Raw genomic sequence first — 13,262 nt, 5'->3', positions numbered from 1 at the left:
TTCAGCGCCGATGGTACTGCAACCGAGAGGCTGTGGGAGAGTAGGACGCCGCCGGACATCCTTTGACGAAGGGCCACCCAGTTCGCTGGGTGGCCCTTCGGTCATTTCTCTCCCCCGGGTGTCTGTCCACAGCGGAGCCTCGTCTCGGCCTGTCCCCAGGCGAGCATGTGTCGGCTGGCGGGCTCGCGAGGCGAGCCGGGACCCTGGGCATGGAGGTGGGTGAGATGAACGAGGTTCGACTCTCCGGACGGGTGTCGGTGGATCCCGAGGAGCGGGTGCTGCCCAGTGGCGACCGGCTGTGGGTGTTCCGGCTGGTGGTGCAGCGGGCGCCGCGCGCCGGCATGCGGCAGAGCGTGGACACCCTCGAGTGCGCCGCCTGGACCCCGCGTCTGCACCGGTCGGTGTCGGCATGGCGGGCCGGGGACGAGGTGGAGATCTCCGGTGCGCTGCGCCGACGGTTCTTCAAGGCGGGCGGCGGGGCCGCCTCCCGGGTGGAGGTCGAGGTCGCGACCGGCCGCCTCATCCGTCGGGCAGCGACCTCATGAGCACACCGACGCTCGGCTTCGGCTGGAACGAGGTGGCCTTCTCCGGAAGGAGCCGTCCGGACTCGACGACGCGCTGCACCAGGGGGAACTCGGGGGCGGGCAGCAGCACGGCCGTTGCCGGGCGGTCGGTCAGCGCGGCCAGAGCCGCCTCGACCGAATGGTGGTGCCCGATCCGCGCCGGCGGGGTGTCGAGTGCCGGGAGGAGGCGCTCGTGCAGCCGCTCCACCGTGGTGCACTCGCGGGCCGCCGGCGTGCGCACGGTGGCCCAGGCGGTCCCGTCGGTCGCCACCATGGTGCCGGGGCCGAGCGCGGCGACGGCCTGCTCCTGGTCGCACCGGTGCAGGGCGCTGGCGGTGCGCTCGGCAGCGACCTGGAGGTCGTCGAGGCTGACACCGGGCAGGACGCGGTGGATCGCGCCCAGGAACAGGGGAGTGTCGTCCTGGTCCACCAGCATGGCGAGGCCGCGGTCCGCGGCGGTGCCCGGCGCCCGCTCCTGCAGGCGTAGGTAGGCGCCGTAACGGTGGTGCCCGTCGGCGATGAGGGCGTGCGCCTGGCCGAGCTCGCGTGCGATCGCGGACAGTTGGTCGGATCGCCGGACGGCCCAGACACGGTGCTGCTGGCCGGCCCGGTCGCGCAGGTCGAGCACGGGGGAGGTCTCGCGGATCCCGGTCAGCAGGGTCCGGAGGGGATCGGTGGCCCGGTGCACCAGCAGGATCGGTGCGGGGTTCAGCTGCATCTGCTCCATCCGCCGAGTCAGTTCGTCGGCCTGCCCGGGGTGGATGCCCTCGTGGGGGAAGACGGCGGCCCGCTCCGGATCGCCCGTGCGGCGGGTGACGTCGAGGGCGCCCACGAGCCCCCGGATCGTGATGCCGCCGGCGGTGTACTCGTGCAGATAGAGCCCGGGGCGGGGGTCACGCCACAGGGTGCCGCGTTCGGCCCACTGCGCGAGCCGCTCGGTGACCTTGCGGTAGGGCCGCGCGAAGGCGCGGGCGGTGGCCGGCTCGCCGACCCGTGAGCCGGCGATCGACAGCCCGTGGAAGGGGAGGAGCCGCAACGGCGCTGCCGCATAAGGCGGGGTGACCACGCTGTCTTCCACCGCTGCATCGTAGGGTGCCGCCGATGCCGTTCCGAGGAGGCACCGCATGCTGCACGCGTCTGTCCGTCCGCTGTGCGACGAGCACGACCTGGCGATGCTCGACCTCGACGGCGTCGTCTACGTCGGTGGCGCCGCCGTCCCGTCCGCCCCCGAGCACCTGGACCGGGCCCGCGGGCGTGGAATGCGACTGGCCTACGTCACCAACAACGCCTCCCGGACGCCCGAGCAGGTCGCCGCCCACCTGACCGACCTCGGCGTGCCGGCCGAGGCCACCGACGTGGTGACCTCCGCCCAGGCCGCCGCCCGACTGCTCGTGGACCGCCTGGGCGCCGGGGCCAGAGTGGTGCTGCTCGGCGCCGACGGCCTGGCCGGTGCCCTGCACGCCGAGGGGCTGGTCGCCGTCGGCGTCGACGACGACGCGCAGGCCCTGGTCACCGGCTACGGGCCCGACGTGCGGTGGGGCGAGATCATGCGCGCCGCCGTGCGGGTCCGGGACGGCCTGTGGTGGGTGGCCAGCAACGGTGACCTCACCTTCCCCGCCCCGTTCGGGATCGCGCCCGGACACGGCGTCCTGGTGGAGACGCTGCGCCGGTTCACCGGGGTCGAGCCCGTGGTCGCCGGCAAACCGCAGCGCCCCCTGCTCGACGAGACCGTCCGTCGCGTCGGAGGGGAGAACCCGGTGATGGTGGGCGACCGGCTGGACACCGACATCGCCGGAGCCCGGGCCGCCGGCCTCGCCTCCCTGCTCGTGCTGACCGGCGTCACCGGCCTGCCTGAGCTCGTCGACGCGCGGCCCGAGGAGCGGCCCGGCTACCTCGCTCCCGACCTCGCCGGGCTCTTCGAGTCCCATCCCGAGGTGGCGCCCGCCGAGGGAGCGGACGGAGAGCCGATCGCGGCGGTCCGCGGCTGGAGGGCCGCGGTCCGAGACGGCGTCCTCGAGGTCTCGGGCGAGGGCGCCGCCGGCGACTGGTGGCGCGCGGTCGCCGTGGCCGGCTGGGCGCATCGCGACCGATCCGGCAGCCCCCCCGACGTCTCCGGGCTGGTCGCCCCGACCGGCTGAGCGGCCAGAGGTTGCGGGTAGCCTCGGCGGCATGAGCGAGATCCCCGGGAGTCCTGCGGAGCCGGCCGTGCGCACCGGTGAGCCGCGCGTCGACGAGGTGATCTCGGCGGTCGAAGGGCTCGAGGAGCGGCCGCTGGAGGAGCACGTCGCCGTGTTCGAGCGGGCGCACGACGAGCTTCGCCGGGCACTCGACGCGCACCGCGACGAGGCTCGCGACCGCCACCACCCGGCCTGATCTGCCGTGCCGCCTCGACGCCTGCGTCTCGACGCCGAGCTGGTCCGGCGTGGCCTGGCTCGCTCCCGTGAGCACGCCAGCGAGCTGATCGCCGCCGGGCGGGTGAAGGTGGCCGGAGCGGTCGCCACCAAGCCGGCGACCGGGGTCACCACCGACCTGGCGATCCTGGTGGCCGACGACCCGGACCGCCCCGACTACGTCTCTCGCGGCGGGCACAAGCTGGCCGGCGCGCTGGCCGCCTTCGAGCCGCTCGGGCTTCGGGTCGCCGGTCGTCGGTGCCTCGACGCGGGGGCGAGCACCGGCGGCTTCACCGACGTGCTGCTGCGTCACGACGCCGCGGAGGTGGTCGCCGTCGACGTCGGCTACGGACAGCTGGCCTGGCGCCTGCGGCAGGACCCGCGGGTCCGGGTGCACGACCGCACCAACATCCGCGAGCTGAGCGCCGAGCTGATCGGCGGGCCGGTCGACCTGGTCGTGGGGGACCTCTCGTTCATCTCTCTGGCGCTGGTGCTCGACGCGCTGCTCGGGGCGACCCGCCCCGACGGTGACCTGGCGCTGATGGTCAAGCCGCAGTTCGAGGTCGGCAAGGACCGGGTCGGCCGGGGCGGCGTCGTCCGTGATCCCGCCCTGCGGGCCGAGGCCGTGACCGGGGTCGCCGCCGCCGCGGCCGCCCGTGGCTGGGGGGCTCGGGCCGTGGCGGTGAGCCCGCTCCCCGGGCCCTCGGGCAACGTCGAGTTCTTCTTGTGGCTGCGGCAGGGGGCCGCGACGATCGGCGAGGAGGAGATCGCGGCGACGGTGCGAGCCGCCGACCCGGGCGGCGCGGCGGGTGAGAGGGTGGAGCAGTGAGCGACCCGACCCCCACCCCCAGTGGACCGCGCCGAGTGCTGGTGCTCACCCACACCGGGCGCGACGACGCGCGCGAGGTGGCCCGGTCCTCGGTCGAGGCGCTGACCGGGCACGGCCTCGTGGTCCGGCTTCCGGTGGCCGAGGCCAGGGACCTCGGGCTCGACCCGGCCTCCTACGACCCACCCCTGGAGCTGGCCCACGACGAGTCGGTCGCCAGCCGCGACTGCGAGCTGGTGCTGGTGATCGGCGGCGACGGGAGCATCCTCCGGGCGGCCGAGATCACCCACGAGACCCGCACCGCCGTGCTCGGCGTCAACCTGGGCCACGTCGGGTTCCTCGCCGAGGCCGAGTCCGACGACGTCGCCTCGACGATCGAGGCGATCGTCGAGCGGCGCTACACCGCCGAGGACCGGATGACGCTCGACGTGTCGGTGATGCACGACGGTGAAGTGGTCGCCAGCACGTTCGCGCTCAACGAGGCGAGCGTGGAGAAGGCGGCCCGGGAACGGATGATCGAGGTCGTCGTCGAGGTCGACGGGCGACCGCTCTCCCGGTGGGGGTGCGACGGGGTCGTCTGCGCGACCCCGACCGGCTCGACCGCCTACAACTTCAGTGCCGGCGGGCCGGTGGTCTGGCCCGGCGTCGAGGCGCTGCTGATGGTCCCGATCAGTGCCCACGCCCTGTTCGCACGCTCGCTGGTGGTCGCTCCGACCTCGGTGCTTGCCGTCGAGGTGCTCGCCCGCACCCAGGGGGCGGGCGTGCTGTGGTGCGACGGGCGCCGCACCGTCGAGCTGCCGCCGGGCGCCCGGATCGAGGTCCGCCGCGGGGCCCGCCCGGTGCGCCTGGTGCGCCTGCACCAGGCCCCGTTCACCGATCGGCTGGTGGCGAAGTTCGACCTGCCCGTCGAGGGATGGCGCGGGGCCGCCCAACGCCGCCGCCGGGGGGACCATGCTTGAGGAGATCCGGATCTCGTCGCTGGGGGTCATCGACTCCTCGGTCCTGGCACTGGGCCCCGGGCTGACGGTCATCACCGGTGAGACCGGGGCCGGCAAGACCATGATCGTCAGTGCCCTCGGGCTGCTCCTCGGTGGCCGGGCCGACAGCGGCGCGGTCCGCTCGGGGTCCCGCGGAGCCCGGGTCGAGGGACTGGTCGACGCCGGTGCCCTCCCGGCGTTCGCCGAGGCGGTCGAGGCGGCCGGGGGCGATATCGAGGACGGCCGCGTCGTGCTCGCCCGCAACGTCTCCGCCGAGGGCCGCTCGCGGGCCTTCGTCGGCGGCGCCTCGGTCCCGGTCTCGGTGCTCGCCGAGGTGGCCGAGCCCCTGGTCGCCGTGCACGGCCAGTCCGACCAGCACCGGCTGCTGCAGCCCCGGGCCCAGCGCGAGGCGCTCGACCGGTTCGGCGGCACGTCCCTCGCGGCCCGGCTCGACGACTACCGGTCCTGCCACGCCCGCCTCGAGGAGGTCGAGGCCGAGCTGCTCGAAGTGGTGGCGACCGCGCGCGAGCGCGCCCGCGAGGCCGACCTGCTGCGCTTCGGGCTGAGCGAGATCGAGGCGGTCGCGCCCGAGCCCGGCGAGGACGCCGCGCTGGCCGCCGAGGAGGGCAGGCTCGGGTTCGCCGACACCCTGCGCACCGCCGCGGAGCAGGCCCGCGAGGCCCTCTCCAGCGACCAGGACGCCCCCGACGCCCTGGCCACCACCGCGGCCGCCCGCACCCTCCTCGACGGCGTCCGCGAGCACGATGCCGAGGCCGGCGAGCTCGCCGACCGGCTCGCCGAGATCACCTACCTGCTCTCCGACGTGACCGCCGACGTCGCGTCCTACGCCGCGCGCATCGAGATCGACCCCGCCCGGCTGGCCACGGTCTCCGAGCGCCGGGCAGCGCTGACCGCGCTCACCCGCAAGTACGGCGACACCGTCGACGAGGTGCTCGCCTGGGCCGAGCGCTCCTCGCGGCGTCTGCTGGAGCTCGACGGCACCGACGAACGCATCGAGCTGCTGCGCGCCGAACGCGACCGGCTGCGGGCTGAGCTGGCCGAGACGGCGGCGGGGCTGAGCCGTGCCCGCGAGGAGGCCGCGGTGCGCCTGGGCGCCGAGGTGAGCGCCGAGCTCGCCCTGCTGGCCATGCCACACGCCCGCCTGGTGGTGACCGTCCGCCAGACCGAGGCGCCGGCGCCCGCCGCCGACGCCGACCACCTCGAGGCCCGCGCGCCGCTGCGGGTGGGGGAGCGGTGGCTGCGCTACTCCGGCTCCGGCGTCGACGAGGTCGAGCTGCTGCTGGCGGCCAACACCGGTGCCGAGCCACGCCCGCTGAACAAGGGCGCCTCCGGAGGCGAGCTCTCCCGGGTGATGCTGGCCCTCGAGGTCGCCCTGGCCGGCACCTCCCCGGTCCCCACCTTCGTCTTCGACGAGGTCGACGCCGGTGTCGGGGGCGCCGCCGCGGTCGAGGTCGGCCGCCGACTGGCCCAGCTGGCGCGCGACGCGCAGGTGCTGGTGGTCACCCACCTGCCCCAGGTCGCGGCGTACGCCGACCGGCACGTCGTCGTCGAGAAGTCCTCCGACGGGTCGGTGACCAGCTCGGGCCTGAGCGTCCTCGACGACGCCGAGCGGGAGCGCGAGCTGTCCCGGATGCTGGCCGGACTCGCCGACTCCGACACCGCACTGGCCCACGCCCGTGAGCTGCTCGAGGTCGCCCAGGCCGCCCGCCGGACGGACTGACGCCCGCGGCCCGGCCGACTCGCCCGGCTCGCGCCGGTGCCGGGGATCGACCCGCCCGTTTGTCACCATGGACCGGTCATGAGGCTGCCCGCACGAACCCGTCCCGAGACCGCCCTGCCCGGGCTCCGCGGCACCGCCCGCGTCGACCGCCGCACCGAGGCCGTGCTCGCGCGGCTGCGCCCCGGAGACATCGCGGTCCTCGACCACGTCGACCTCGACCGGGCCACCGCCCAGGCGCTCCTGGACGCCGGTGTCGCGGCGGTGCTGAACCGTGGCCCGTTCATCTCCGGCCGCTACCCCAACCTGGGCCCCGAGCTGCTCTGTGCCGCCGGGGTGCACCTGGTCGACGGCATCGGCGACCAGGGCAGCCCCCACCTGCGCGACGGGGTCACCCTGCGCGTCGACGGTGGCCGGGTCTTCGTCGGCGAGAGCGCCGAGGGCGGCGGTGCGGAGCCGGTGGCCGTCGGCCGCGCGGTCGAGTCGGCCACGATCCGCGAGGACCTCGCGCTCGCTCGCCTCGGCATGGCCGCGCAACTCGACACCTTCACCCACAACGCCACCGAGTTCCTGCGTCGCGAACACGATCTCCTCCTCGACGGTGATGGACTGCCCCGCCTGTCGACCTCGATGCGGGGGCGCCCGGCGGTGGTGGTCGTCGACGGCCCCGAGTGCGAGGCCGAGCTGCGCCACATCGGCGCCTACCTGAGCGAGCAGCGGCCGGTGCTGATCGCCGTCGACCGGGCAGCCGAGGTGCTGCGCCGGGCGGGGCACCGCCCCGACGTCGTCGTCCTCGACGCCCGCGGCGAGCTGCCGTCCGGCTCGGCGCTGACACCGGCCCGCGACGTCGTCGTCCGCATCGAGCCCGGCGGCGACCGCTCTCGGCTCGAGCAGCTCGAGCGTCTGGGTGTCCGGGCCGTGCGGCTCGAGTCGACCGCGGCCACCGAGGACGCGGCGCTCCTGCTCGCCGACGCCGGTGAGGCCGAGGTGATCGTGGGCGTCGGGCTGCACGCCACCCTGGTCGACTTCCTCGACCGGCAGCGCGCCGGCCTGGCCAGCACCTACCTGACCCGGCTCAAGCTCGGGCCGCGGCTGGTCGACGCCACCGCCGTGCCCCGGCTCTACTCCGGCCGGGTGCGGCCGCGCCACCTGATGCTGGTGATGCTCGCCGGCCTGATCGCGCTCTCGGCCGCGGTCTCGGTCACCCCCGTCGGCCAGGAGTGGGCGGAGACGGCCACCGCCGCCCTCGCCGACCTGTACGACTCCCTGCACGGACTGCTCTAGAAGGACATCTCGGTGATCACCTACCGCCACCACATCGTCTCCCTCGTCGCGGTGTTCTTGGCCCTCGCGGTCGGCATCGTCCTCGGCGGCGGCCCGCTCAGCGAGCTGGGACGCCACGAGGCCGCCACCGCCCGGGCCGCCGAACGCACCGACCAGGCCCGTGCCGTGGCGAGCTTCGGCGACGACTTCGCCGCCGCCACCGCCGAGAAGCTCTACGCCGGCAAGCTGGCCGAGCACCCGGTGGCGATCCTCGCCGCGCCCGGCGTCGACGAGCAGGCCGTCGCGGCCCTGTCGGACCAGGTGGCGCTCGCCGGGGGCAGCGTCACCGCCCGCTACGACCTGGCCGAGGCGCTCCTGGACCCGAGCGAGAAGTCGCTGGTCGACACGCTCGGCAGCCAGCTGATGACCCGGCTCGGCGAGGGTGCCGTCGACGCCGACGCGCCGACGTACACCCGGCTGGGCGAGCTGCTGTCGCTGGCCGTGGCCACCGACGAGGAGACCTCCGTGCCCGCCGGTGCGTGGTCGACGTCGGTGCGGGAGAGCCTGTCGGCCGCCGACCTGGTCGTGATGCCGAAGGGAGACCCGGGCAGAGCACCGCTGGTCCTGGTGGTCCTCGGGGACGACCTGGGCGCCTCCGCGACCGAGGACGCCGCCGACGCCACCGAGGCGGCCGCGGACGAGCGAGCCCGCACCGCGATCCTGTCCGGCCTGCTCTCCGGGCTGACCGAGAAGGCAGCCGGTGTCGTGGTGGCCGGCTCCACCGACGGCGGCAGCGACGGCTCGCTGGCCGCCCTGCGACGCGAGGCGGTGGCCGCCGAGCTCACCACCGTCGACGGCGTCGAGTCACCGCTCGGCCAGGTGACGACCACGCTCGCGCTGGTGCGGGCGTTGAGCGGGCAGCGGGGCGCGTTCGGGGCATCCGGCGCCGACGGGGCCGTGCCCTTGACCTGAACCGGGCTCGGTCTGGGATAGCATGGAGTCCCGTGAAGAACCCGACGCCCACCAAGCACGTGTTCGTGACCGGAGGCGTCGCCTCCTCGCTGGGCAAGGGTCTGACGGCCTCCAGCCTCGGTCGTCTGCTCCGCTCCCGCGGTCTGCGGGTCACGATGCAGAAGCTGGACCCCTACCTCAACGTCGATCCCGGGACGATGAACCCGTTCCAGCACGGCGAGGTCTTCGTGACCAACGACGGCGCCGAGACCGACCTCGACATCGGGCACTACGAACGCTTCCTCGACACCGACCTCAACCAGATCGCCAACGTCACCACCGGCCAGGTCTACTCCAGCGTGATCGCCAAGGAGCGCCGCGGCGACTACCTCGGCGACACCGTCCAGGTGATCCCGCACATCACCAACGAGATCAAGGACCGGATCCGCCTGATGGGCGACGCCCAGGAGGACGGCGAGCGGGTCGACGTGGTGATCACCGAGGTCGGCGGCACCGTCGGCGACATCGAGTCGCTGCCGTTCCTCGAGGCGGCCCGCCAGGTCCGCCACGACGTCGGTCGCGACAACTGCTTCTTCATCCACGTCTCGCTCGTGCCCTACATCGGTCCGTCCGGCGAGCTGAAGACCAAGCCCACCCAGCACTCCGTCGCCGCCCTGCGCCAGGTCGGCATCCAGCCCGACGCGATCGTGTGCCGCGCCGACCGCGAGCTGCCCGAGAGCATCAAGCGCAAGATCGCGCTGATGTGCGACGTCGACGAGGAGGCCGTGGTGACCGCGGCCGACGCGCCGTCGATCTACGACATCCCCAAGGTGCTCCACCGCGAGGGCCTCGACGCCTACCTCGTGCGCCGCCTCGACCTCCCGTTCCGTGACGTCGACTGGACGGCCTGGGACGACCTGCTGCGCCGGGTGCACCACCCGCGCGAGGAGGTCACGATCGCCCTGGTCGGCAAGTACGTCGACCTCCCCGACGCCTACCTCTCCGTCGCCGAGGCGCTGCGGGCCGGGGGCTTCGCGCACGAGGCCAAGGTGCACCTGCGCTGGGTGCCCTCCGACGAGTGCGAGAGCCCGACGGGCGCTGCCCGGCTGCTCCACGACGTCGACGCGATCTGCGTGCCCGGTGGCTTCGGCGTCCGCGGCATCGAGGGCAAGGTCGGGGCCCTGCACTACGCCCGCACCCACAAGATCCCCACGCTGGGCCTGTGCCTGGGGCTTCAGTGCATGGTGATCGAGTTCGCGCGCAACGAGGCCGGCCTCGAACGCGCCGACTCCACGGAGTTCAGCCCCGACGCGGCCGAGCCGGTGATCGCCACGATGGAGGAGCAGAAGACGATCGTGGCGGGCGCCGGCGACCTGGGCGGCACGATGCGGCTGGGCCTCTATCCGGCCGCGCTCAAGGACGGCACCGTCGTGCGCGGCGCCTACGGAGAGCCCACGATCCAGGAGCGGCACCGGCACCGCTACGAGGTGAACAACCGCTACCGCGACCGGCTGGAGGCGGCCGGGCTGGTGTTCTCGGGCACCTCGCCGGACAACAACCTGGTCGAGTTCGTCGAGCTTCCGGCCGAGGTGCACCCCTACTACGTGTCCACCCAGGCCCACCCCGAGCTGCGCTCGCGGCCCACCCGGCCGCACCCGCTCTTCGCGGGGCTCGTCGGCGCGGCCATCGACCGGCAGCGCGAACTGCGGTTCCCCATCGACGAGTCCGCGCTGCGCCGCGAGCCCGTCGAGGACTGAGCCGTGCCCGCGCCCCAGGACCGTCCGGAGCGGTGGCCGGCCGAGACCGTCGGCTACCCCTACGACGGGGGCGGCTGGGTGGTGCGGCTGCGTGAGGACCGGGTCCGCCGGCCCGGGCCCGGCGAGGAGGAGCCGTTCACCCGGCTGGTCGTCGAGCATCCGGGAGCGGTCATCGTGCTCGCGCTCGACGACCGGGACCGGGTGCTGTGCGTGTGGCAGTACCGCCACGCGGTCTCGGCCACCCTGGTCCAGCTGCCCGCCGGACTCTGCGACGTCGAGGGCGAGCCGATCGTCGAGGTCGCCCGGCGTGAGCTGGTCGAGGAGACCGGCTACGAGGCAGCCGAGTGGAGCCACCTGGCCTCGACCTACTCCTCCCCGGGCTTCTCCTCCGAGCAGAGCCACTTCTTCCTGGCCCGCGACCTGCGCGAGGTCGGGCGGGGAGACTTCACCCCCGAGCACGAGGAGGCGGAGATGGAGCTCGGCTGGGTCCCCTTCGCCGACCTCCACGCGGCGGTCCTCGCCGGGCGGCTGGCGGACGCGCACCTGGCGGCTGCCGTGCTGTTGGCGGCCGCCCGGGGCGAGGTTCGCGGGTTCCCGCGCGCGGGGCACGTCGCGGAGTAGTGTCGCCGCGGTAGCGATCGCCACAGCGTGGTGGCGACCCCGATCCGAGGAGCACAGCAGGTGAAGGTCGGCGTCCCGAAGGAAGTCAAGGTCCACGAGTACCGCGTCGCGATCACGCCGGTCGGCGTGCACGAGCTGGTCGCGCACGGGCACGAGGTGCAGATCCAGCGGGGGGCCGGAGAGAGCTCCTCGGTCACCGACGACGAGTACGTCGCGGCGGGTGCGACCATCCTCGACGACGCCGACGAGGTGTGGGGCACCGCCGACATGGTGCTCAAGGTCAAGGAGCCGATCGCCGAGGAGTACCACCGGCTGCGTGAGGGCCTCACGCTCTTCACCTACCTGCACCTGGCCGCCGACAAGCCCCTCACCGAGGCACTGCTCGCGAGCAAGGTCACCGCGATCGCCTACGAGACCGTGCAACTCCCCTCTGGCGGGCTGCCGCTGCTCTACCCGATGTCGGAGGTCGCCGGCTGCCTGGCTCCGCAGGTGGGTGCCTACGCGCTGCTCAAGGCCCGCGGTGGCCGGGGCGTGCTGATGGGCGGGGTCGGAGGCGTCGCCAACGCGAAGGTCGTGGTGATCGGAGCCGGCGTCGCCGGGCAGAACGCCGCGAACATCGCCCTCGGGATGGGTGCCGACGTCACGCTGCTCGACACCGACCTGGACAAGCTGCGGATGTCGTTCTGGCGCTACAACAACCGGGTGCACGGCCTCGCGTCGTCGCGGCTGGCCATCGAGCAGCAGGTCAAGGAGGCCGACCTGGTGATCGGCGCGGTGCTGGTGCCGGGCGCGCGAGCACCCAAGCTGGTCAGCAACGACCTGGTCGCGCAGATGAAGCCGGGCTCGGTGCTCGTCGACATCGCCGTCGACCAGGGGGGCTGCTTCGAGGACACCCGGCCCACCACCCACGCCGACCCCACCTACCCGGTGCACGGGTCCACGTTCTACTGCGTGGCCAACATGCCGGGTGCGGTGCCGAACACCTCGACGTACGCGCTGACCAACGCCACGCTCCCGTACGCCGTCGCGCTGGCCGACAAGGGCTGGCGGCAGGCCTCGCTCGACGACCGCAGCCTGGCGCTGGGCCTGAACACCCACGCCGGGCTGCTGACCAACGCCCCGGTCGGCGACGCGGTGGGCATCGGCTCGGTCCCGCTCGAGACCGCGCTCGGCACACCGGCCTGAGGTGAGCACCGCGACGACCGAGCAGCAGCAGCCGCCCGAGCAGCGGGCGGGCGGCGTGAGCCGCGCCGTGCGCGCCTACCTCGACCACCTCACGGTGGAGCGCGGCCTGGCCACGAACACGCTGTCGTCCTACCGGCGCGACCTGCGTCGCTACCTGGCCTTCCTCGCCGCCCGGGACATCGCCGACCTCGGCGCGATCACCGAGTCGACGGTCACCGACTTCCTGCTCTCGCTACGCGAGGGCGACGCCGACCACCCGCCGCTCAGCGCGACCTCGGCGGCGCGCACGGTGGTCGCGGTCCGGGGGTTCCACAAGTTCGCGGTCCGCGACGGGTTGACCGAGGCCGATCCCGCGGCCGCGGTGAAGCCGCCCGCACCGGCGAAGCGGCTGCCGAAGGCGCTCCCGCTCTCCGACGTCGAGGCGATCCTGGACGCCGCGGGTGCGCCGGGGACGACCCTGGCACTGCGCGACCGGGCCCTGCTCGAGCTGCTCTACGGCACGGGGGCTCGGATCTCCGAGGCGGTCGGCCTCGACGTCGACGACCTCGATCTCGTCGACGGCACCGTGCTGCTGCGCGGCAAGGGCGGCAAGGAGCGGCTCGTGCCCGTCGGGTCCTATGCCCGTGAGGCGGTCTCCGGCTACCTGGTGCGGGCCCGGCCCGACCTGGTGGCAGCCGGGGTCTCGGGAGGCACCACCGAGAGGGCCGGAGCGCTGTTCCTCAACGCCCGCGGCGGCCGACTCTCACGGCAGTCGGCCTGGACCGTGCTGGTCCGTGCGGCCGACCGGGCCGGAGTCACCCGCGACGTGTCCCCGCACACGCTGCGCCACTCCTTCGCCACCCACCTGCTCGACGGCGGCGCCGACGTGCGCGTGGTCCAGGAGCTGCTGGGCCACGCCTCGGTCACCACGACGCAGGTCTACACGCTGGTCACCGTCGACAACCTGCGCGAGGTCTTCGCCACCGCCCACCCCCGGGCTCGGGACTGAGCG

General features: G+C 74.2%; 13 protein-coding genes. 12 read left to right on the top strand and 1 reads right to left on the bottom strand.

Features of this window, described 5'->3' with window-relative positions; all coding sequences use genetic code 11:
- The first annotated feature begins 224 nt into the window (after window positions 1–224).
- A complete protein-coding gene (locus D6B71_RS20830) occupies window positions 225–545 on the top strand; it encodes a single-stranded DNA-binding protein (RefSeq protein ID WP_240641613.1) in 321 nt (106 codons plus the stop codon).
- Here the strand turns inward: D6B71_RS20830 and D6B71_RS20825 are convergent.
- Entirely contained in the window at window positions 520–1,641 is a 1,122-nt protein-coding gene (locus D6B71_RS20825) for a DUF1015 family protein (protein ID WP_164519764.1), read from the bottom strand. The genes D6B71_RS20830 and D6B71_RS20825 overlap by 26 nt on opposite strands.
- Window positions 1,642–1,687: 46 nt before the next feature.
- Between D6B71_RS20825 and D6B71_RS20820 the strand changes: the two genes are divergently transcribed.
- The 11 genes from D6B71_RS20820 to xerD all read left to right on the top strand — a co-directional run bounded on the left by D6B71_RS20820 (window position 1,688) and on the right by xerD (window position 13,259).
- Complete coding sequence (locus tag D6B71_RS20820) at window positions 1,688–2,701, top strand: HAD-IIA family hydrolase (protein WP_121258696.1); 1,014 nt, start codon at window positions 1,688–1,690, stop codon at window positions 2,699–2,701.
- Window positions 2,702–2,732: 31 nt separating this feature from the next.
- Window positions 2,733–2,936 (top strand): hypothetical protein, encoded by a 204-nt coding sequence (locus D6B71_RS22520; RefSeq protein ID WP_126688339.1) that lies wholly within the window; start codon window positions 2,733–2,735, stop codon window positions 2,934–2,936.
- A gap of 6 nt (window positions 2,937–2,942) precedes the next feature.
- Window positions 2,943–3,782 (top strand): TlyA family RNA methyltransferase, encoded by an 840-nt coding sequence (locus D6B71_RS20815; protein ID WP_121258694.1) that lies wholly within the window; start codon window positions 2,943–2,945, stop codon window positions 3,780–3,782.
- Entirely contained in the window at window positions 3,779–4,738 is a 960-nt protein-coding gene (locus tag D6B71_RS20810; protein ID WP_206051888.1) for an NAD kinase, read from the top strand. The genes D6B71_RS20815 and D6B71_RS20810 overlap by 4 nt, the downstream gene beginning before the upstream one ends.
- A complete protein-coding gene (gene recN, locus D6B71_RS20805) occupies window positions 4,731–6,497 on the top strand; it encodes a DNA repair protein RecN (protein ID WP_121258690.1) in 1,767 nt (588 codons plus the stop codon). The genes D6B71_RS20810 and recN overlap by 8 nt, the downstream gene beginning before the upstream one ends.
- Window positions 6,498–6,575: 78 nt before the next feature.
- Window positions 6,576–7,778 (top strand): putative cytokinetic ring protein SteA, encoded by a 1,203-nt coding sequence (steA, locus tag D6B71_RS20800; RefSeq protein WP_121258688.1) that lies wholly within the window; start codon window positions 6,576–6,578, stop codon window positions 7,776–7,778.
- Between the two features lie 12 nt (window positions 7,779–7,790).
- Window positions 7,791–8,729, top strand: a complete 939-nt coding sequence (locus D6B71_RS20795) for a copper transporter (protein WP_164519763.1) — start codon at window positions 7,791–7,793, stop codon at window positions 8,727–8,729.
- 32 nt (window positions 8,730–8,761) lie between these two features.
- Window positions 8,762–10,465, top strand: a complete 1,704-nt coding sequence (locus tag D6B71_RS20790) for a CTP synthase (protein ID WP_121258684.1) — start codon at window positions 8,762–8,764, stop codon at window positions 10,463–10,465.
- Window positions 10,466–10,468: 3 nt separating this feature from the next.
- Window positions 10,469–11,086 carry an NUDIX domain-containing protein gene (locus tag D6B71_RS20785; RefSeq protein ID WP_121258682.1) on the top strand — a complete coding sequence of 206 codons (618 nt, stop codon included), beginning with the start codon at window positions 10,469–10,471 and terminating at the stop codon, window positions 11,084–11,086.
- 60 nt (window positions 11,087–11,146) lie between these two features.
- On the top strand, window positions 11,147–12,271 hold the full coding sequence (ald, locus tag D6B71_RS20780) for an alanine dehydrogenase (RefSeq protein ID WP_121258680.1): 1,125 nt from the start codon (window positions 11,147–11,149) through the stop codon (window positions 12,269–12,271).
- A gap of 67 nt (window positions 12,272–12,338) precedes the next feature.
- Window positions 12,339–13,259 carry a site-specific tyrosine recombinase XerD gene (xerD, locus tag D6B71_RS20775; protein ID WP_206051891.1) on the top strand — a complete coding sequence of 307 codons (921 nt, stop codon included), beginning with the start codon at window positions 12,339–12,341 and terminating at the stop codon, window positions 13,257–13,259.
- The last annotated feature ends 3 nt before the right edge of the window (window positions 13,260–13,262 follow it).

Source organism: Nocardioides ferulae (genome assembly GCF_003660455.1).
Lineage (GTDB): Bacteria > Actinomycetota > Actinomycetes > Propionibacteriales > Nocardioidaceae > Nocardioides > Nocardioides ferulae.
The sequence above is the reverse complement of the archived record's forward strand: the minus strand, read 5'-3'. Positions and strand labels throughout refer to the sequence as shown.